This window comes from Pantoea sp. ME81 (assembly GCF_903970985.1).
Taxonomy (GTDB): domain Bacteria; phylum Pseudomonadota; class Gammaproteobacteria; order Enterobacterales; family Enterobacteriaceae; genus Pantoea; species Pantoea communis.
On sequence record NZ_CAJCKS010000094.1, the window covers coordinates 1 to 19,177 of the forward strand.

The 19,177-nt window shown below is 56.5% G+C and carries 21 protein-coding genes; 17 read left to right on the forward strand and 4 right to left on the reverse strand.

Going from position 1 to position 19,177, the window contains the following annotated elements; all coding sequences use genetic code 11:
• Positions 1-257: 257 nt before the first annotated feature.
• Both sdhE and H7A81_RS16775 read left to right on the forward strand, forming a co-directional pair.
• Complete coding sequence (gene sdhE / locus H7A81_RS16770) at positions 258-524, forward strand: FAD assembly factor SdhE (RefSeq protein WP_034823185.1); 267 nt, start codon at positions 258-260, stop codon at positions 522-524.
• On the forward strand, positions 499-918 hold the full coding sequence (locus H7A81_RS16775) for a protein YgfX (protein ID WP_034823184.1): 420 nt from the start codon (positions 499-501) through the stop codon (positions 916-918). The genes sdhE and H7A81_RS16775 overlap by 26 nt, the downstream gene beginning before the upstream one ends.
• Here H7A81_RS16775 and fldB read toward each other — a convergent pair.
• Complete coding sequence (gene fldB / locus H7A81_RS16780; RefSeq protein WP_058961908.1) at positions 915-1,433, reverse strand: flavodoxin FldB; 519 nt, start codon at positions 1,431-1,433, stop codon at positions 915-917. The two genes, H7A81_RS16775 and fldB, sit on opposite strands and share 4 nt — an antisense overlap.
• Before the next feature lie 102 nt (positions 1,434-1,535).
• Here fldB and xerD point away from each other — a divergent pair, with 102 nt between their 5' ends.
• The 12 genes from xerD (at position 1,536) to H7A81_RS16840 (ending at position 13,015) form a co-directional block, all read left to right on the forward strand.
• Positions 1,536-2,429 carry a site-specific tyrosine recombinase XerD gene (gene xerD / locus H7A81_RS16785; protein WP_034823182.1) on the forward strand — a complete coding sequence of 298 codons (894 nt, stop codon included), beginning with the start codon at positions 1,536-1,538 and terminating at the stop codon, positions 2,427-2,429.
• Between the two features lie 22 nt (positions 2,430-2,451).
• Positions 2,452-3,165 (forward strand): bifunctional protein-disulfide isomerase/oxidoreductase DsbC, encoded by a 714-nt coding sequence (dsbC, locus tag H7A81_RS16790; RefSeq protein ID WP_182058117.1) that lies wholly within the window; start codon positions 2,452-2,454, stop codon positions 3,163-3,165.
• Between the two features lie 9 nt (positions 3,166-3,174).
• Positions 3,175-4,899 (forward strand): single-stranded-DNA-specific exonuclease RecJ, encoded by a 1,725-nt coding sequence (recJ, locus tag H7A81_RS16795; RefSeq protein ID WP_182058118.1) that lies wholly within the window; start codon positions 3,175-3,177, stop codon positions 4,897-4,899.
• Positions 4,900-5,021: 122 nt separating this feature from the next.
• Positions 5,022-6,120, forward strand: a protein-coding gene (prfB, locus tag H7A81_RS16800; protein WP_167143008.1) for a peptide chain release factor 2 whose coding sequence is annotated in 2 segments (ribosomal slippage) — positions 5,022-5,096 and positions 5,098-6,120 — 1,098 coding nt in all. Because the reading frame shifts where the segments join, the coding sequence is not laid out codon by codon here.
• Between the two features lie 9 nt (positions 6,121-6,129).
• A complete protein-coding gene (gene lysS / locus H7A81_RS16805) occupies positions 6,130-7,650 on the forward strand; it encodes a lysine--tRNA ligase (RefSeq protein WP_182058119.1) in 1,521 nt (506 codons plus the stop codon).
• A gap of 154 nt (positions 7,651-7,804) precedes the next feature.
• The gene (locus H7A81_RS16810) at positions 7,805-8,656 is read left to right on the forward strand and encodes a MurR/RpiR family transcriptional regulator (RefSeq protein ID WP_097118017.1); all 852 of its coding nucleotides are present in this window, start codon (positions 7,805-7,807) and stop codon (positions 8,654-8,656) included.
• 252 nt (positions 8,657-8,908) lie between these two features.
• On the forward strand, positions 8,909-9,745 hold the full coding sequence (locus tag H7A81_RS16815; protein WP_034823173.1) for a transporter substrate-binding domain-containing protein: 837 nt from the start codon (positions 8,909-8,911) through the stop codon (positions 9,743-9,745).
• Positions 9,746-9,747: 2 nt separating this feature from the next.
• Positions 9,748-10,380, forward strand: coding sequence for a DUF1989 domain-containing protein (locus H7A81_RS16820; protein ID WP_182058120.1), 633 nt, complete (start codon positions 9,748-9,750; stop codon positions 10,378-10,380).
• Positions 10,364-11,011, forward strand: a complete 648-nt coding sequence (locus tag H7A81_RS16825; protein WP_182058121.1) for an urea carboxylase-associated family protein — start codon at positions 10,364-10,366, stop codon at positions 11,009-11,011. Before H7A81_RS16820 ends, H7A81_RS16825 begins: the two co-directional genes overlap by 17 nt.
• Positions 11,012-11,014: 3 nt before the next feature.
• Entirely contained in the window at positions 11,015-11,665 is a 651-nt protein-coding gene (locus tag H7A81_RS16830; RefSeq protein ID WP_034823169.1) for an amino acid ABC transporter permease, read from the forward strand.
• Complete coding sequence (locus H7A81_RS16835; protein WP_034823167.1) at positions 11,665-12,330, forward strand: amino acid ABC transporter permease; 666 nt, start codon at positions 11,665-11,667, stop codon at positions 12,328-12,330. Before H7A81_RS16830 ends, H7A81_RS16835 begins: the two co-directional genes overlap by 1 nt.
• Before the next feature lie 13 nt (positions 12,331-12,343).
• Positions 12,344-13,015 carry a DUF1989 domain-containing protein gene (locus tag H7A81_RS16840; protein WP_160868304.1) on the forward strand — a complete coding sequence of 224 codons (672 nt, stop codon included), beginning with the start codon at positions 12,344-12,346 and terminating at the stop codon, positions 13,013-13,015.
• Here H7A81_RS16840 and H7A81_RS16845 read toward each other — a convergent pair whose 3' ends face one another.
• A complete protein-coding gene (locus H7A81_RS16845; protein ID WP_160868305.1) occupies positions 13,016-13,642 on the reverse strand; it encodes a trypsin-like peptidase domain-containing protein in 627 nt (208 codons plus the stop codon).
• Between the two features lie 363 nt (positions 13,643-14,005).
• Between H7A81_RS16845 and H7A81_RS16850 the strand changes: the two genes are divergently transcribed.
• Positions 14,006-15,169, forward strand: a complete 1,164-nt coding sequence (locus tag H7A81_RS16850; protein WP_058961822.1) for an MFS transporter — start codon at positions 14,006-14,008, stop codon at positions 15,167-15,169.
• Here H7A81_RS16850 and H7A81_RS16855 read toward each other — a convergent pair.
• Complete coding sequence (locus H7A81_RS16855) at positions 15,166-16,086, reverse strand: LysR family transcriptional regulator (protein ID WP_160868307.1); 921 nt, start codon at positions 16,084-16,086, stop codon at positions 15,166-15,168. The two genes, H7A81_RS16850 and H7A81_RS16855, sit on opposite strands and share 4 nt — an antisense overlap.
• Positions 16,087-16,194: 108 nt before the next feature.
• Here H7A81_RS16855 and lysA point away from each other — a divergent pair, with 108 nt between their 5' ends.
• Complete coding sequence (gene lysA, locus H7A81_RS16860; protein ID WP_182058122.1) at positions 16,195-17,448, forward strand: diaminopimelate decarboxylase; 1,254 nt, start codon at positions 16,195-16,197, stop codon at positions 17,446-17,448.
• Positions 17,448-17,897, forward strand: a complete 450-nt coding sequence (locus H7A81_RS16865; RefSeq protein WP_182058123.1) for a GNAT family N-acetyltransferase — start codon at positions 17,448-17,450, stop codon at positions 17,895-17,897. Before lysA ends, H7A81_RS16865 begins: the two co-directional genes overlap by 1 nt.
• Before the next feature lie 29 nt (positions 17,898-17,926).
• Here H7A81_RS16865 and galR read toward each other — a convergent pair whose 3' ends face one another.
• Complete coding sequence (gene galR / locus H7A81_RS16870) at positions 17,927-18,928, reverse strand: HTH-type transcriptional regulator GalR (RefSeq protein WP_034823157.1); 1,002 nt, start codon at positions 18,926-18,928, stop codon at positions 17,927-17,929.
• Positions 18,929-19,177 lie beyond the last annotated feature (249 nt).

A 19,177-nucleotide genomic window follows, 5' to 3' on the forward strand; every position in this document is an offset into this window, starting at 1 on the left:
CGCAGCAGGCTGGCGTGGCGGAAGGGTGAAAATCGGCATGGGTGCGTCCTGATTAATAACAATATTGCTTCCAATGTTAAAAGAGCAGTGCTGCTTTGCAACCTGTTTACCTCATCTGGCGCACAAATCGCGTGATAACCCTGCAATGGGTAGAACTGTTGTGCGCAATATCACGCAGTGTTCAGCGCTGCGCCTGCAGGCAGAGAAAAAAGCAGGTACACTGAGCGCCACTGTTTTCAGCCATGGAAAAAAGACACATGGAAATTCATGATAAAGCTCGCGTTCAGTGGGCGTGCCGTCGCGGCATGCTGGAGCTGGATGTCTCCATCATGCCGTTCTTCAAATACGAATATGACTCGCTCACTGACACCGATAAGAAGGTGTTTATCGCCCTGCTCAAGAGTGACGATCCCGACCTGTTTAACTGGTTGATGAACCACGGCGAGCCCGCTGATCCAGAGTTCAAGCGCATGGTGCAACTGATTCAGCAACGCAACCGTGAACGCGGACCGGTTCCAATGTGATGTGCAGCCGTCACGCAGCGCTCGGGCGCTTAACGTGACGCTGTATGTGCTGTTCAACGTTTGGCTGTTGAGTCTTGAGTGGCCCGAGGGCTGGGCGTGGGGCAAAGCCCCGCTGCTGATTCTGATGCTGCTGGAGTGCGGGCGCAATGAGCGTCGGCTCAGGCAGCGCACCGGTCGCTTAGGGCTGGATGAACAGGGTGACTGGCATTGGCATGGAAAGCGCTGGCAATTAGCGCGGCAGGCAGATTGGTTGCCTTTCGGCGTATTGTTAACGTTGCAAAACCAGCAGGGCACGCGCTGGCGGCTGTGGTTGATGATGGATAACCTGCCGCCCTATGCATGGCGCTCACTGCGCGCCTGCTGTTTTCTGCGTGACAGAGATGCGTCGCGTTAAAGCAGTGCGGCCGTTTCCGTCAGAATCTGTTCGCACCACTGTTCGACACGATCTTCACTCAGCTCGAACTGATTCACGTCGTCGAGTGCCAGGCCGACAAACTGGGTGCCGTCAGCCGTGAGTGGTTTTTTGCTGGCAAACTCATAGCCTTCCAGCGGCCAGTAACCGACAAACTGCACGCCCATCGGCTGCAGCAATTCATGCAGCATGCCGAGCGCATCCAGGAACCATTCTGAATATTCGGCCTGATCGCCCATGCCGTACAGCGCGACAATTTTACCCTGCAAATTCAGCGCAGGCAGTTGCTGCCACACCGCTTCCCAGTCCTCCTGCAACTCACCGAAATCCCAGGTGGGAATGCCGAGGATCAGCAAATCGTACTGCTCCATCAGCGAGGGATCCTCATCTTTGAGGTTGTGCAGCGTGACTAACTCTTCACCGATAAAATCGCGAATCTTCTCCGCCGTCATCTCGGTGTAACAGGTACTTGAACCGTAAAACAGACCGATATTCATGCAATTAATGCTCTGACTGAAACTCACTTTGGCGCAATTGTACCAGAAGCAGGTGACTTTCAGGCATAATGAGCACGATTTCACACGTGTTTGGGGGGAACCGTGCAGGATAGCGATCTGATTGAACAATTTCTGGATGCGCTCTGGATTGAGCGTAACCTGGCGCAAAATACCCTTGCGTCTTACCGCCAGGATTTGCAAACGCTCACCGGCTGGTTACACCACCACGAACGTACGCTGCTGACACTGGAAGCGCTCGATCTGCAGCAATTTCTCGCCGAACGCGTCGAAGGCGGCTACAAGGCCACCAGTTCGGCGCGTACGCTCAGCGCGATGCGCCGTCTGTTTCAATACCTCTATCGCGAAAAGCTGCGCAGTGATGACCCCAGCGCACTGCTCTCCGCGCCCAAACTGCCGCAGCGATTGCCAAAAGACCTCAGTGAAAACCAGGTAGAACGTCTGCTGCAGGCACCCAGTATTGATGTGCCGCTTGAGCTACGTGACAAAGCGATGCTGGAACTGCTGTATGCCACCGGTTTACGTGTGTCGGAGCTGGTGGGTTTAACCCTCAGCGACATCAGTTTGCGTCAGGGCGTGGTGCGCGTGATCGGCAAAGGTAACAAAGAGCGACTTGTGCCATTAGGTGAAGAAGCGATTTACTGGCTGGAGCACTATATGGCGCACGGTCGGCCGTGGTTGCTGAATGGGCAAACGCTGGATGTGATGTTCCCCAGTAACCGCGCGCAACAAATGACGCGTCAGACTTTCTGGCATCGCATCAAACACTATGCCACCCTTGCCGGTATCGACAGCGAAAAGCTATCACCACACGTGCTTCGTCACGCATTTGCCACACATTTACTGAACCACGGTGCGGATTTGCGCGTCGTACAGATGTTGCTGGGACACAGCGACCTCTCCACTACCCAAATTTATACGCATGTGGCCACTGAGCGCCTGCGTCAGTTACATCAACAGCATCATCCGCGTGCTTGAACCGCGGCAACAAGGAATTGAGATGAAAAAACAGTTAACGATGCTGGCATTGCTGGTCAGCGCCTTTGCCGGTCTGGCTCATGCCGATGACAGCGCCATTCAGCAAGCCCTGAAAAAACTCGGTTTGCAGCAGACCGAGATTCAGCCTTCACCGCTGCCAGGCATGAAAACCGTGCTGACCGAGAGCGGTGTGCTGTACGTCTCTGAAGATGGTAAACACATGATTCAGGGCCCACTATACGATGTTAGCGGTGCGCAGCCGGTAAACGTCACCAACCAGCTACTGGACAAAAAAATCACCGCGCTGGCGCCGGAAATGATCGTTTATAAAGCGCCAAAAGAGCAGCATGTGATTACCGTGTTTACCGACATCACCTGTGGCTACTGCCGTAAGCTGCATGAGCAGATGGCCGACTACAACGCGCTGGGCATCACCGTGCGTTACCTCGCTTTCCCGCGTGAAGGTCTGCACGGTCAGGTGGAAAAAGCCATGCGTGCCATCTGGTGCAGCGCCGATCGCAACAAAGCCTTTGATGCCGCGATGAAAGGCGATGTACCGCAAATGGATGCACCAGCGACCTGTAAGATTGATCTGGATAAGCATTACCAACTCGGCATCCTGTATGGCATTCAGGGCACCCCAGCGATTCTCACCGATACCGGCGCGATGATCCCGGGCTATCAAGGTCCGCAGGAGCTCAAACAAGTTCTTGATGGTCAGAAGCGGGGCGGTTAATTCACAGTGATGCATTCTGTCGAACTGCGTCGGCGTGAAATTCAGGCTGACGCCAGCTTACCTGATAACTTACCCCCGCTACTGCGCCGCCTATACCTGCAACGTGGTGTCAAAGAGGCCGCTGAGCTCGAGCGTGGTGCAAAACATCTGTTGCCGTGGCAAACCCTGGGTGGCATCGATCAAGCGGTAGCCTTACTGCATCAGATGCTGGAAACCGGTCGCCGTATTGTGGTGGTCGGTGATTTCGATGCCGATGGCGCAACCAGCACCGCGTTAACGGTCTTAGCGCTGCGCAGCATGGGCGGCAATGTCGATTATCTGGTGCCGAACCGCTTTGAAGATGGCTACGGCCTGAGCCCTGAAGTGGTAGAGCAGGCGCGCGCGCGCGGTGCGGAGATGATTCTCACCGTGGATAACGGCATCTCTTCCCATGCAGGCGTAGAAACCGCCCATCAGCACGGTATTCCCGTGCTGATCACTGATCACCACTTGCCTGGCGAAACCTTGCCAGCAGCGGAAGCGATCGTTAACCCGAATCTCAATGACAGTGCCTTCCCTTCGCGGTCGTTGGCCGGTGTGGGCGTGGCGTTTTATCTGATGCTGGCGCTGCGTGCACACCTGCGTTTGCAGAACTGGTTTAGTGATGGCCGAAACGAGCCCAATCTGGCGGAGTGGCTGGATCTGGTGGCGCTAGGTACAGTGGCTGACGTGGTGCCGCTGGATGCCAATAACCGCATTCTGGTGTGGCAGGGCTTAAGTCGCATTCGCGCCGGGAAATGCCGGGCGGGGATTCGCGCGCTGCTGGAGATCGCCAACCGCGATGCGCGTCAGTTGGCGGCTAGCGATCTCGGTTTTGCCGTCGGGCCTCGCCTCAATGCAGCCGGTCGACTGGATGATATGTCGGTCGGTGTGGCACTGCTGCTCACCGAAGACATTGCGCAGGCGCGCATGCTTGCCAACGAGCTTGATGCGCTGAACCAGACGCGCAAAGAGATTGAGCAGGGCATGAAGAGCGAAGCGCTGGCGCTGTGTGATGAGCTGGAACGCCAGCACACCGATTTGCCGCTGGGGCTGGCCTTCTATCATCCCGAATGGCATCAGGGCGTGGTCGGCATTCTGGCATCACGGTTGAAAGAGCGTTTTCATCGCCCGGTGATCGCCTTCGCGCCAGCGGGCGACGGCACGCTTAAAGGCTCGGGCCGCTCGATTGCGGGGCTGCACTTACGTGATGCACTGGAGCGTCTCGACACGCTCTATCCGGGCATGATGATTAAGTTCGGCGGCCACGCGATGGCGGCGGGCCTGTCGCTGGAAACCGAGAAGTATGATCTGTTCCGCGAACGCTTCGCCGCGCTGATCGACGAGTGGTTGGATGGTGAGGCGCTGCAGGGTGTGATTTGGTCCGATGGCGAACTGCATGCGCAGGAATTCACGCTGCACACCGCTGAAATGCTGCGTGAAGCCGGTCCCTGGGGCCAGGCTTTTCCGGAGCCAGTGTTCGACGGCCAGTTCAAATTGCTGCAACAAAAGCTGGTGGGCGAGCGCCACCTCAAGGTGATGATTGAGCCACTGGGCGGCGGCCCACTGTTGGATGGCATCGCGTTTAACGTTGATACGACCTTGTGGCCGGATACCAGCGTGCGCCAGGTGAAGCTAGCCTACAAACTCGATATCAACGAGTATCGCGGTAACCGCTCGGTTCAGCTGATCATTGACCACATCTGGCCGGTATAACCGCGCATTCTGTTGCGCTATCTCGCATACCTGCAATGCTACAAAGTACGCGCAGTTTCGGGTAAACTAGCGCGTTACTTTTTATCCCCTTTCACCGAATCGTCAAAAAAGACTGAAAAGCCATGTTTGAAATTAATCCGGTCAAAAATCGTATTCAAGACCTCACCGAGCGCAGCGACGTTCTTAGGGGGTATCTTTGACTATGATGCCAAGAAAGAACGCCTCGAAGAAGTAAACGCCGAGCTGGAACAGCCTGACGTCTGGAACGAACCAGAACGTGCTCAGGCGCTGGGCAAAGAACGTGCTTCATTGGAAGCCGTGGTGGAAACCTTAGACCACATGCGTCAAGGCCTGGAAGATGTTCAGGGCTTGCTGGATCTGGCCGTTGAAGCCGACGACGAAGAGACGTTTAACGAAGCGGTCGCTGAACTTGATGCACTCGAAGTCAAGCTGGGCGAACTCGAATTCCGTCGCATGTTCTCTGGCGAGTATGACAGCGCCGACTGCTACATGGATATTCAGGCCGGTTCTGGCGGTACTGAAGCGCAAGACTGGGCCAGTATGCTGCTGCGCATGTACCTGCGCTGGGCAGAAGCCAAAGGTTATAAAACCGAAATCATTGAAGAGTCAGATGGTGAAGTGGCCGGGACTAAATCCGCCACCATTAAAATCATCGGTGACTACGCGTTTGGCTGGCTGCGTACCGAAACTGGCGTCCATCGCCTGGTGCGTAAGAGTCCATTTGACTCCGGCGGCCGTCGTCATACCTCATTCAGTTCGGTGTTTATCTACCCGGAAGTGGATGACAACATCGATATCGACATCAATCCCGCCGATCTGCGTATCGACGTTTACCGTGCCTCTGGCGCGGGCGGCCAGCACGTTAACAAAACCGAGTCTGCAGTGCGTATTACCCACTTGCCGACCAACATTGTGGTGCAGTGCCAGAACGACCGTTCACAGCACAAGAACAAAGATCAGGCTTTCAAGCAGTTGCGTGCGAAGCTGTACGAATATGAGATGCAGAAGAAGAACGCCGACAAGCAGGCCGCGGAAGACAACAAATCCGACATTGGCTGGGGCAGTCAGATTCGTTCATACGTACTCGACGATTCACGTATCAAAGATCTGCGCACTGGCGTAGAGACGCGCAACACCCAGGCGGTGCTGGATGGCGACATCGACCGCTTCATTGAAGCAAGTTTAAAAGCAGGGTTATAAGGAACCGACATGTCTGAACAACAACCGCAGAGCGCTGATGCCGCCCTTGAGTTAAACAACGAACTGAAAGCGCGTCGCGAAAAACTCAGCGCGCTGCGTGAAAAGGGCATCGCGTTTCCTAACGATTTCCGTCGCGATACCACGTCTGATGTGCTGCACGCCGGCTATGACGCAAAAGAGAACGAAGAGCTGGAAGCGCTCGGCGTTGAAGTGAGCGTGGCCGGTCGTATGATGACCCGCCGCATCATGGGTAAAGCCTCTTTTGCCACCCTGCAGGATGTTGGCGGCCAGATTCAGATCTACGTATCACGTGACGATCTGCCAGAAGGCGTCTACAACGAGCAGTTCAAAAAGTGGGATCTGGGCGATATCCTTGGCGCACGCGGTAAGTTGTTCAAGACCAAAACCGGCGAGCTGTCGATCCACATCACGGAACTGCGTCTGCTGACCAAAGCGCTGCGTCCACTGCCGGATAAATTCCACGGCCTGGCCGATCAGGAAACCCGTTACCGTCAGCGTTATCTCGATCTGATCTCTAACGATGAATCACGTAATACTTTCAAAGTGCGCTCTAAAATCATGGCCGGCATCCGTCAGTTCATGGTTAACCGCGACTTTATGGAAGTGGAAACCCCAATGATGCAGGTGATCCCTGGCGGCGCGTCAGCCCGTCCGTTCATCACCCATCACAATGCGCTCGACATCGACATGTACCTGCGTATTGCACCAGAGCTTTACCTGAAGCGTCTGGTGGTAGGCGGCTTCGATCGCGTGTTCGAGATCAACCGTAACTTCCGTAACGAAGGTATTTCGCCACGTCATAATCCAGAGTTCACTATGATGGAACTCTATATGGCGTATGCGGATTACAAAGATTTGATCGAGCTGACCGAAAGCCTTTTCCGCACCCTGGCGCAGGATGTGCTGGGCACCACTGAAGTGCCTTATGGTGACCACACCTTCGATTTCGGTAAACCGTTTGAGAAGCTCACCATGCGTGAAGCGATCAAGAAATACCGTCCGGAAACCGACCTGAACGATCTGGAAGACTTTGATAAAGCCGTTGCGATTGCTAAATCGCTGCATATCAAAGTAGAGAAGAGCTGGGGTCTGGGCCGCGTCGTCACTGAGATCTTCGAAGAGGCCGCAGAAGCACACCTGATTCAGCCAACCTTCATCACTGAATATCCAGCTGAAGTATCACCGCTGGCACGTCGTAACGACGAGAACCCAGAAATCACCGACCGCTTTGAGTTCTTCATCGGCGGCCGTGAAATCGGTAATGGCTTCTCCGAGCTTAACGATGCAGAAGATCAGGCTGAGCGTTTCCTGCAGCAGGTTAACGCTAAGGATGCAGGCGATGACGAAGCGATGTTCTATGACGAAGACTACGTCACTGCACTGGAGCACGGCCTGCCACCAACGGCAGGTCTCGGCATTGGTATCGACCGTATGGTAATGCTGTTCACCAACAGCCATACCATCCGCGACGTGATCCTGTTCCCGGCGCTGCGTCCAACCAGTAAGTAAGGCAAAACGGTGCGCATAAATCCGCGCACTTTGCCGTAAGCCTTAGAGGTCGCCATTATGGCGGCCTTTTTCATTTCTATTCCCCTGGCAAAATTCCTGATGACAACCCGGCACGCTCTGTGCAGGATAGTTTTTTTATTTTCAGGGAATCACCATGAGTGCAAAAGCGGCAACGTTAGAGGGCCGGATTCAACAGCACTGGGATCAACTCTCCAGCCACGAGCAGCGACTGGCTGACGTGCTGCTGGCGGCACCTGGCCAGCTGGCGATGAATACCGCCACCGAACTGGCACAGAGCGCGGGCGTTTCCAAAGCCACCACCACGCGTTTTTTCCGTCATCTCGGTTACGAAAGCTATGAAGCCGCGCGTCGGCAGGCGCGTGAGATGCAGAGCAGCGGCTCACCGCTCTATTTGCAGGCCGTACCAACCGCATCACCGCTGGCCAGCATCATGCAGCAGCACCTGGAAAAAGAGATCGCTAATCTGGTCAACAGCTATCGCACGCTCGACAGTGAACAGCTACAGCAGGCGGTGAGCGCCATTGCCCAATCACGCCGCGTGGTGGTGATGGGCTGGCGTCACAGCCAGACCATTGCCCAGCTGATTTACCGCGATCTGGTGCATATCCATCCTGACGTGCGTTTGCTGCCGCGTCCCGGCGATTCGCTGGCGGAGCATCTGGCGGCGCTGAATCAGCAGGATGTGGTGATCTGCGTTGGATTGCGTCGCCGTATGCCTGCGCTGGAAGCGGCGATGAATGCGCTGGCAGAACGCAACGTGCCGATGTTGTATATCGCCGATGTGCTCTCCGGCAAACCAGCGCGTCACGCGCAGTGGGTGGTGCGCTGCCACACCGACAGCAGCCTGATGTTCGACAGCACCGCCGCGCTCTCCGGCGTATGCAATCTGCTCTGCTCACTGGTGGCCCGGCAAATGGGCAAAACCAGCAATGATTATCTGGCGCAGGTTGAAGCCTTGCACCAGTCCCTCGACGAACTCGAATAATGCCCCGTTCTGGCGCGCCGTGCGCCAGCATTCGCACCAAAAAAGTGCAACTATCGTCTCATCCTCGCAGTCCATTTTCTCGCACATGAAACCTGAGAAACTAACATTTAAAATAAAGAAACAATTGTTTCTCACTGATTTTATTCAGTAATACCCTCTTTATCCCAAAGGTGTTAGCTGGGTGGTGAAAAAACTGGCACAAAATATGCTCAGTAGAAAAAGACATTTCACCAACACCAGGGAAACACCACAATGAAAAAAACAGCACTGCTGATCGCCGCACTTCTCTCCGTTGGCACCATGGCGCAGGCGCAAGCCGATACCCTGAGTGACATCAAAAGCAGCGGCAAAATTACCGTTGGTATCGATCCAACCTTTCCTCCATACGAATACACCGACGACAAAGGCGAGATCACCGGCTATAGCGTGGCGATCATGCAATCCTTCGCCAAAGATCTCGGTGTGAAACTGGAGTTTCAGAAAACCGCCTTCAGCGGCATTTTGCCGGGCCTGATCTCTGGCTCGTTCAACGCCGAAGGTTCTTCTCTTAACGTCACCGCCGAGCGCGCGAAGAAAGTGCTGTTCACCGTGCCTTATAGCAAAACCGTTAACGGCGTGCTGGTACGTGAAAGTGAAGCCAGCACCTTCGGCGGCAAAACGCTCAGCCCGGAGAGCCTGTCTGGCCTGCGTGGTGCGGTAAAAACCGCCAGCGTGCCCGAGCAGTTGCTGAAAGGCTTTAACGAGCAGCTGAAAAAAGAGGGTAAAAAACCGATCACCATCATCAACGTGGATTCGCTGGATCAGACGGTTAGCACCCTGATGACCAAACGCGCGGACTTCGTTTATGACGACATCTCCGTGCTGGCCCCGGTCGCGAAAAAATACGCCGGAAAAGTGGCGCAGGTGGGTGAAGTCGGTCCATCGCAATGGATGGGCTGGGCGACACGTAAAGAAGACGGCAGCCTGAACAAAGCCATTAGCGACCACATTCTGGCAATGCAGAAAGATGGCGAGCTGACCAAGCTGCAGCAGCAGTATCTCGGCACCACCTTTACCGTGCCCGCCAGCGATTTCATTCCCCAGGAGTAATTATGTGCCAGTGCAACCTGACGGTGCCTGCGGGCCATGGCAAAACCTTCCGCGTGCGTAAGGGCCAGTTTATTACCGTGATTGACAGTGAAGGGCAGCAGGCGGCGGATTTCGTCGCCGTTAACGCCGATAATTTAAACGAAAAGCTGTCGCCGGTGCATACCCGCCAGCATCTACGCTCGCTGTTCTTTAAGCCCGGCGATGCACTGTGGTCGAGTGAAAACCGTCCGATGCTGCGCATTCTGGCGGACAGCATCGGCATTCACGATGCCAACGTGCCAGCCTGCGATCGTACCCGCTTTAGCGTCGATTTCGGCGTCGAAGGCCATCGCAACTGCGTGGACAACCTGCTGGAGGGCATGAAAGCCTTTGGCGTGACGTACTTCTCGTTGCCTGAGCCGTTCAACCTGTTCCAGAACGGTCCGGTGACCGCCGATGGCCGAATGGAAGTGACCGATCCCAACAGCAAAGCGGGCGACAGCATTACCTTTGAAGCGCTGTGCGACCTGATTTGCTCGGTATCGTCCTGCCCGCAGGACATCATTCCCGGCAACGGTTTACAGGTCACGCCGATTGATATCGTGGTGAGTGACGCATTTCACGCAGAGGAGATGAATCATGCTGTTAATGCGTGAAAGTTATGAAGAGACCGCTGAGCGCACGCTGGCTCAGTCGGTCACGGTTGAGCCGGGCAGCGTCGGGTCGATTAAGGTGCTGCGCGGCCAGTTGCTGCGCATCACTGCGCAGGGCGACGGCGCGGTGGCTTCCCTGTTTGGTTTTAGCCTCGCCGATCCGGCGGTGTGGCTGTCGGTGCATCACACTCGTGTTTTCAGCAACAGCTATCTGCTGGGTTCCGGTATGCGTCTGGTGAACAACCGCCGCCGTCCGATGATGGTGCTGGGCAAAGACAGCGTGAAGCGTCACGACCTGCTGCTGCCTGCCTCTACCCGCGCCTTCCTGACGGAAAAAGGGTATCAGGGTGAAGGCTGTTTGGAAGCGGTGAGCGGCGAGCTGGCGCGCCTGGGCATGGAAGTGCCGAAGCTGCCGGACCCGATCAACCTGTTTATGCACGTCAAGCTGACGCGGGCCGGCGACATCCTGCCGGAACCGAACCTCACCAAAGCAGGCGACAGCATCACCTGTCGCGTGGTGATGGACACGCAGTTTATCGTCTCGGCCTGCAATACCGGTATCGAGGGCAACGATCAACCTGCACCGCTGCTGCTGTCGGTGGCGGAAAACCTGCACGACTTTAACGCGGAGTAACGCATGGGGCTGGATCAACAGGTAGTGGCCGCGCTGCCGGAACTCGGACACGGCCTGCTGATGACGTTGGTACTCACGGTACTGGCGTCATTGGTCAGCGTGGTGATGGGGCAGCTTGGCTGCTTCCTGCAACTGCGCCGTGCCTGGATCTGGCGTGCTATCGGTCGGCTGTATGTCAGCCTGATGCGTGGTACACCGGCCATCGTGCAGCTGTTCGTGGTGTTTTTCACCTTACCGCGCTTGGGATTGGGCGGTCAGCCAATGCTGGCCGCGGTGATTGCCATCGGCCTCAACAGTGGCGCTTACGTGGCGGAGATTTTGCGCGTCAATCGTTCACTGGTGACGCGCGGTCAGCTCGAAGCTGCACGCACGTTGGGGCTCAGCCGCTTCTTAACCTGGTGGTATGTGATCAATCCGCAGGTGATGCGTGCCAGCCTGCCGATGCTGGTTAACGAGTTCACCATCCTGCTGAAAACCACGCCGCTGGCCTCGGTGGTGGCGCTGACCGAACTGACTTACGCCGGACAGATTGTGATTGCGCGCACTTATGAAGCCACGCAGGTGCTGCTACTGGTGGCGGCTGGATATCTGCTGATCGCCATGCCGCTGATTGCCGCTGCCCGACGTCTGGAAGCTAAACGGAGGATCGCCTGATGGATTGGCAAGCCATTCTCACTTCCCTGCCTTCGCTGGGAGACGGCATGATCGCCACGCTGCAACTGTGCATTGTCGCCGCACTCTGTTCGCTGGCGTGGGGTGGGCTGATGGCATTACTGCTAATGCGCGCTTCGCCGTTCTGGTTGCGCTTGCTCAACCTCTACAGCGGCTTAACGCTCGCACTGCCGCTGCTGGTGGTGATCTATCTGCTCTATTTTGTGCTGCCAGAGTACGACATCACGCTGTCATCGCCGGTGGTGGGCGTGCTGGCCCTGACGCTCTATTACGCGCCCTATATCGCACAGGTTATTCGTGCGGCAATAGAGGCATTGCCGAAGGGGCAGTGGGAAGCTTGCCGCGTGCTGGGTTTGAGCCGCAGTGAACAGCTGCGCGATGTGGTGTTGCCGCAAACCCTGCCGCAGATGCTGTCGCCGCTGGTCGGTCTGATGATTGGTTTGATTAAAGACTCGGCGCTGCTGTCGATTGTCTCGGTGCAGGAGTTTATGTACGCCGCCAAACAGGCGATTTCAGATACCTACGCGCCGCTGGAGATCTATCTCACGGTGGCGCTTTGTTACTGGCTGCTCAACAGTCTGATCGACTGGCTGGCACGCGGCCTTGAATCTCGCATGACGCGCTATCGTCGCGGCATGCAGCATTAATCAGGAGAACACTATGTCCGCTGAATATCAGCATCGTGAAGCGATCACCATTCCCGCGCGCTACGGCAAAGCGGTGCGTCTGAAGAAAGGGGAAGCGGTGCAGGTGATCAATCTGCATGGCACTCAGGTAGTGGATTGCTGGGCGTACAACGCCGAAGACGTCACTGAATATATGTGTATGGAAGCGACGCGCGTGTGGAACCAGCGTCTTAATCCCAAAGTCGGTGACAGCTTTATCACCAGCCAGCGCCACCCGATTCTGACCCTGGTGGCCGATACTTCACCCGGCGTGCATGATTCCTTTATGGCGGCCTGCGATGCGCGTCGTTATGAGCTGCTGGGCTGCACCGAGTATCACCGCAACTGCCACGATAACCTGTTTGAGGGCATGCGCGAGTTAGGTGTTGAACTGCCGCACGGTAATCTGGCGTCTCTGAATATTTTTATGAATATTCAGGTGCAGCCGGACGGCATTACTCTGAAAACGCTGCCGGTGGTGACAAAGCCCGGTGACTACATTGTGCTGCGCGCTGAGATGGACTGCTACGTGGCATTCTCCGCCTGCCCACAGGATATCGTCAGCATTCAGGGGCAGGGCGACAACACCCCGCGTGATGCCGAACTGCGTATTCTGACTGCCGGCTTCCCGCAGGTGCAGCTGAAAGGGGCCTGGGTGCCAGCGTAATTACGATTTCACGACCTGATCCAGCCACACCTGAAAACGCGAATAAGGCACATACAGCGCTACATCCTTATACAAGGTCTTACCACTTTTATTGTCGTCAATCGCGCTGCTGTAGCCGACAATTACCCCCGCCAGCGTATCATCGCTGGCGTTGTACACCGCACCACCCGACATGCCTTTCACTACACCGGCATTCGCCGCGACCACCACACAACTCGGTTTATTCCAATCGTTAGCCAGTGTGGTGTTGATCAAATTCTTGCCGCTTGAGGCCACCGGCATGGCAGAGATAAAGCTGTAACCGTAGAGATTGACGTTGTCGCCGATGTGGCTATTGCGGAACGGTGGGGGAAGATTGGGTTCAGTGTTCTTGTGGTACACCACGGCGATATCGCACTCGGGATGCCAGGCTTTCACCCGATACATCGAGTATTTCGCCACGTGCGCGGCCGTTAAGCTGTATTCAGGCGTCAGTGGAATGGTGGTGCCCAGCGCGCCAATGCCCAGCACGGTAGGAATGCCGGTTACGGTCATATCGACGCGTTTTGCGGCTTCTTTGCTGTACTCATAGTGCCCCACGGAGCAGCCGCTCAGGCAACCCACTGTCAGTGCGATCAGCCATCGCATAGGTGTTCCCCCTGCATTGTTTGACACCGCATCACCGCGTAACTGGTTGAGGTATCGGCAATGCGCGCCCATCCTTTACTGATTGATTTCTCGCCGAAAGCTGAATTGCTGTGACAACGATCACAGCTAAATCAAGCGTAGCGTGAAAAGTGCCATCTGTCTCAGTGGTCAGCTGCAGTCACTTTCCCGCGCAGGGATTATTGCTTTGCAAGCAAAGATGCCTTGCAGCGCAGAGGCTGGTTGAGCTGCCAAGCCTGTGCTTTAATCAGAATGTGACGCAGTTCAAATATCTATAAGCGTCCGTTGTAACCGCACGGCGTTCGTTGTGCGGCCTGCCTGCAAAACATTTTAGGAGAGTGTGTTATGCCTGTTGCATTACTGGCGCTGGCGCTGAGTGCGTTCGCCATCGGCACCACGGAGTTCGTGATTATGGGATTACTGCCGGAAGTGGCGGGCGATCTGCAGGTAACGATTCCTTCAGCAGGATGGCTGATCAGTGGTTATGCACTGGGCGTAGCCATCGGTGCACCGATTATGGCGTTGCTGACGGCGAAGCTGCCGCGTAAACGAACCCTGATTCTGTTGATGATCATCTTCATCATCGGCAACGTGCTGTGCGCGCTGGCGTACACCTACAACCTGCTGATGCTGGCGCGCGTGGTCACCGCACTCTGTCACGGGGCCTTCTTCGGGATTGGTGCGGTAGTGGCGGCGAGTCTGGTGGCTCCGAGCCGTCAGGCCTCGGCAGTGGCGCTGATGTTCACCGGCTTAACCCTCGCCAACGTGCTGGGTGTGCCGCTCGGCACCTGGTTTGGTCAGATGTTTGGCTGGCGTGCCACCTTCTGGGGCGTGGCGATCATCGGCATCCTCGCTTTTATCGCTTTGATTGTCAGTCTGCCGACCAACAAAGAAGAGAAACCGGTACATCTGGCGAGTGAAGTCAGCGCGCTGGCAAATGGCAAACTGTGGCTGTCGCTACTGATGACAGTGTTCTTTGCTGCTGCGATGTTTGCACTGTTTAGCTATATCGCGCCGCTGTTGTTGCAGGTGACCGGCATTACCGATCGTGGCGTGAGCTGGACGCTGTTCCTGATTGGCGCGGGCTTAACCGTCGGTAACATCCTCGGCGGCAAGTTGGCCGACTGGAAAGTTTCCTTCAGCCTGATCCTCAGCTTTGTGCTGATCGCCGTCTTCTCGCTGCTGTTCAGCTGGACCAGCCACGCGCTGTGGCTGGCGGAAATCACGCTGTTCCTGTGGGCGATGGCGACCTTTGCTACCGTGCCCGGCTTGCAGATTAATGTGGTGCGCCACGGTAAAGACGCTCCAAACCTGGTCTCCACGCTGAACATCTCTGCGTTCAACGTTGGTAATGCGCTCGGTGCCTGGGTGGGCGGCGCGGTGATCGATAAAGGCTACGGGCTGACGTCAGTGCCGGTCGCCGCCGCTGCACTGGCGGTGGTCGGTCTGGTCATCTGTCTGATCACCTTCCGCAAATCAGGCGGGCAGGGCGAAACGGTACGCGCTTAAACCAGACGCTCGGCAATGCGTTGGGTAAAGGTGGCCACCTGCTGTTGCAGGTGGTCGCAGAAATGATCAACCAGTGCTGACGCCGGGCGATGCTGTGGCCGCACCAGACTGACGGTGAACGGCACCGCGATACTGAATCTGCGCATCACCACACCGCTGTCGGCGTAATCGAGCGCCGTCAGCGGATTCACAATCGAAATCCCCACCCCCGCGCGTACCATCGCGCATACCGATGCCGCACTGTGCGTTTCCAGTACCAGACGGCGCTCCACCTGTTGCTCATGGAACAGCGAGTCCAGCAGCTGACGATAGCTATCACTGCGTGACAAGCTGACGTAATTCTCCCCCTGAAAATCCTGCGGAGTTAACACCTCACGCTGGCACAGCGGATGGTTGGGCGGCAGCACGCACACTTCATCGCAGGTCAGCAGCGGTACGCGCTCGGTGCCTGCCGGGGCATGCTGGGTTTCGGTCAGACCCAGATCGTAGCGCTGTGCCGACAGCCACTCTTCCAGCAGCGGCGACTCCTGCGGAATGATGTTCAGGCTGACCTGCGGATAGCGTTGCAGAAAGGGTTGCAGCAGTGGTGGCAGCAGTGACTGCGAGAACACCGGCAAACAGGCAATCGACAGCTCACCCTGACGAAACTGACGCAAGCCTTCCGCTGCATCCATGATGCGGTCCAAACCGTACCAGGATCGCTGCACCTCTTCATACAACCGCAATCCCTGCACCGTGGGCTGCAAACGTCCACGCACTCGCTCAAACAGTTCCAGACCCAGCTGCTGCTCCAGCCGCGCCAGCTCACGGCTAACGGTTGGCTGCGAGGTGTGCAGCAACGCGGCGGCTTGCGTCAGGTTGCCACTGGTCATCACCGCGTGGAAAATTTCGATATGCCGCCAGTTAATTTTTGCCATAGCTCCTCCGCTAGTCCATATCATATTTGTATAGCTGATGCTAAAACAGATATTTTTCTGAATCGTCTTGCTGTGGCTAAATAGTGGTAAAGACACAGGAGAATTGAGATGCCACGTCCACTGAACAACACCGAAACGGCCCTGACCGCCGCTAATTTACTGCCACTGGCACAGCGCTATGCGGGGCCCTTCTGGGCTTATGATGCCGCCATTATCCAGCAGCGTATTGCGCAGCTGAGCGCGTTTGACGTGGTGCGTTTCGCCCAGAAAGCCTGCTCCAACATTCACATTCTGCGCCTGATGCGTGCCGCAGGCGTGAAGGTCGATTCCGTTTCCCTGGGTGAAATTGAGCGCGCGCTGGCCGCCGGTTTCCAGCCGGGCGGCGAAGATATTGTCTTCACCGCTGACGTTTTTGATCAGCCAACCCTGGTGCGTATCGCGGAATTGAAAGTGCCGGTCAACGCCGGTTCTGTGGATATGCTGCATCAGCTTGGCGCGGTCTCTGCGGGCCATAAAGTGTGGCTGCGTATCAACCCGGGTTTTGGTCATGGGCACAGTCAAAAAACCAATACCGGTGGCGAGAACAGCAAGCATGGCATCTGGCATAGCGATCTGCCGCTGGCGCTGGCAGCGATTCAGCAGCACGGCCTGACATTAGTGGGTCTGCATATGCACATCGGTTCCGGTGTCGATTACGGTCACCTGCAGCAGGTGTGTGACGCGATGGTCGATCAGGTCATCGAATTTGGTCAGGATCTGGAAGCGATTTCAGCCGGTGGTGGCTTGTCGATTCCTTACCGCTTCGGCGAAGAAGCCATTGATACTCAACACTATTTCGGTTTGTGGAGTGGCGCACGTGACCGCATTGCGGCGCATCTTGGTCATGCGGTGAAACTGGAGATCGAACCGGGTCGTTTCCTGGTGGCGGAGTCTGGCGTGCTGGTGTCGCAGGTGCGTGCGGTTAAGGAGATGGGCAGCCGTCACTTTGTGCTGGTGGATGCCGGTTTCAGCGATCTGATGCGTCCATCGATGTACGGCAGCTATCACCACATTTCTGTGCTGCCAGCTGATGGTCGTGCATTGAGTGATGCAACGGTGGAGAGCGTGGTGGCGGGGCCGCTGTGCGAGTCTGGCGATGTGTTCACCCAGCTGGAAGGCGGTAAAGTCGAGACGCGTGCACTGCCTGCGGCTCAGGTCGGCGATTATCTGGTGTTCCACGACACCGGCGCGTACGGCGCTTCGATGTCTTCCAACTACAACAGCCGTCCGCTGATTCCGGAAGTGCTGTTTGAGAATGGCGCTCCGCGTGAAATTCGTCGTGCGCAGACCATCCAGGAGCTGCTGGCGCTGGAGCTGATGTGATCAACATTGTTCCACTCAGTGAAGTTCCACATCACGCCAGTCATATCACCGACTGGCTGTGGCAGGCGTTTGGCGAGGGGACGTCGCGCGAGTTTTACGACAGCATTGTGCGCAGCAGCCTGAACGGTGCCGAGTATCCGGTGACCTTTGTGGCGCTGGATGGCGATGTGCCGTTGGGCACGGTGGGATTCTGGCGCTGTGATTTGATCAGCCGTCAGGATCTCTATCCGTGGATCGCCGCGCTGTATGTGGATGAACATGCGCGCGGCAACGGCCTGAGTGAAGCGCTGCAGCAGCATGTGTTGAATTATGCCCGCGAGCGCGGGCATGAAAAGCTGTGGCTGTGGTCAACGTTCGGCGGCTACTACGAGCGCTTTGGCTGGCAGTATCAGTGTGATGCGCTGGAGTTCCCGGATGTGCGGGTGAAGGTCTATTCGCAGGATTTGTGACCCGGTGCGCATTGATGCGCACCTGGAGATCAACCCGGTCCGCTCACCGAATGCCTTCTCACCAGCGTCGGGCTAAACATATTGGTCACTTCTGGCATTTCCGTGCCGTTGGCTAACGCCAGCGCCAGCTGCGCCGCCTGCTGCGCCATGGTGACAATCGGGTAACGCACCGTGGTCAGTCGTGGACGCACATAGCGTGAGACCAGCACATCATCAAAACCAATCAGCGACATCTCTTCCGGCACGCGAATGCCGTTATCACTCAACACCGCCAGTGCGCCAGCCGCCATGGAGTCGTTGTAACAGGCCACCGCTGTGAACTGCTTACCGCGCCCCAGCAATTCCGTCATCGCTTGTTCACCCCCGACTTCATCCGGCTCGCCCCACGCCACTAAGCGGTCGTTGGACGGTAAGCCGTGCTCTTTCAGCGCGTCGTAGTAACCTTGCAGGCGGTCTTCGGAGTCAGAAATAGGGTGGGTCGAGCAGATAAAGGCGATTTGCGTATGACCTTGCTGAATCAGATGGCGCGTTGCCAGCCAGGCACCGTAACGGTCATCCAGCGCGATGCAGCGCGATTCAAAGCCTTTCAGCAGTCGGTTGAGCAGCACCATGCCCGGCACTTGCTTCATCAGCACTTCCAGGTCGGCATCAGGAATTTTCTTGGCGTGTACTACCAGCGCATCACAGCGATGACGCATCAGTTGCTCAATCGCCTGACGCTCTTTTTGCTCAATGTGGTAACCGTTACCAATCAGCAGGAAGTTGCCGGTGGCACCTGCGACTTCATCGACCGCTTTCACCATCGCGCCGAAAAACGGGTCGGAAACGTCACCCACCACCAGACCGAGGGTTTCGGTGGATTGCTGCGCCAGCGCACGCGCATTGGCGTTCGGGTGATACTGCAACTGCTCCATTGCCTGGGTCACGGCGAGACGTGAACTCTCGCTGGCTTTGGGCGAATTATTGATGACGCGGGAAACGGTCGCGACCGATACCCCAGCCATGCGGGCAACATCCTTAATGGTAGCCATGCGGTTACTTGCATCCGGGAAAACGTTTACACATCCCATCAGTGTTACGGAAAACAGTACCTGTAGCAACCCGCGAGAATGCCAGCGCTGTCGCAAAAGTGCGGAAAATCAGGCGCTCACAGCCAGACTTCAGCGCGTCAAGGCGGCATGGTATGCTGCCAGCACGATTCAGACCTGTCTGCCGGACCCAATAACCATGAAAACACGCGTGCCACACCTGGCGCACTGGGGCGCATTTACTGCCGTCAC

Bases quoted from the DNA above. Each gene is read 5' to 3' on its own strand.
- sdhE (WP_034823185.1), top strand. From the start codon at position 258: ATGGAAATTCATGATAAAGCTCGCGTTCAGTGGGCGTGCCGTCGCGGC.
- fldB (WP_058961908.1), bottom strand. From the start codon at position 1,433: ATGAATATCGGTCTGTTTTACGGTTCAAGTACCTGTTACACCGAGATG.
- dsbC (WP_182058117.1), top strand. From the start codon at position 2,452: ATGAAAAAACAGTTAACGATGCTGGCATTGCTGGTCAGCGCCTTTGCC.
- recJ (WP_182058118.1), top strand. From the start codon at position 3,175: ATGCATTCTGTCGAACTGCGTCGGCGTGAAATTCAGGCTGACGCCAGC.
- lysS (WP_182058119.1), top strand. From the start codon at position 6,130: ATGTCTGAACAACAACCGCAGAGCGCTGATGCCGCCCTTGAGTTAAAC.
- H7A81_RS16810 (WP_097118017.1), top strand. From the start codon at position 7,805: ATGAGTGCAAAAGCGGCAACGTTAGAGGGCCGGATTCAACAGCACTGG.
- H7A81_RS16815 (WP_034823173.1), top strand. From the start codon at position 8,909: ATGAAAAAAACAGCACTGCTGATCGCCGCACTTCTCTCCGTTGGCACC.
- H7A81_RS16820 (WP_182058120.1), top strand. From the start codon at position 9,748: ATGTGCCAGTGCAACCTGACGGTGCCTGCGGGCCATGGCAAAACCTTC.
- H7A81_RS16825 (WP_182058121.1), top strand. From the start codon at position 10,364: ATGCTGTTAATGCGTGAAAGTTATGAAGAGACCGCTGAGCGCACGCTG.
- H7A81_RS16830 (WP_034823169.1), top strand. From the start codon at position 11,015: ATGGGGCTGGATCAACAGGTAGTGGCCGCGCTGCCGGAACTCGGACAC.
- H7A81_RS16835 (WP_034823167.1), top strand. From the start codon at position 11,665: ATGGATTGGCAAGCCATTCTCACTTCCCTGCCTTCGCTGGGAGACGGC.
- H7A81_RS16840 (WP_160868304.1), top strand. From the start codon at position 12,344: ATGTCCGCTGAATATCAGCATCGTGAAGCGATCACCATTCCCGCGCGC.
- H7A81_RS16845 (WP_160868305.1), bottom strand. From the start codon at position 13,642: ATGCGATGGCTGATCGCACTGACAGTGGGTTGCCTGAGCGGCTGCTCC.
- H7A81_RS16850 (WP_058961822.1), top strand. From the start codon at position 14,006: ATGCCTGTTGCATTACTGGCGCTGGCGCTGAGTGCGTTCGCCATCGGC.
- H7A81_RS16855 (WP_160868307.1), bottom strand. From the start codon at position 16,086: ATGGCAAAAATTAACTGGCGGCATATCGAAATTTTCCACGCGGTGATG.
- lysA (WP_182058122.1), top strand. From the start codon at position 16,195: ATGCCACGTCCACTGAACAACACCGAAACGGCCCTGACCGCCGCTAAT.
- galR (WP_034823157.1), bottom strand. From the start codon at position 18,928: ATGGCTACCATTAAGGATGTTGCCCGCATGGCTGGGGTATCGGTCGCG.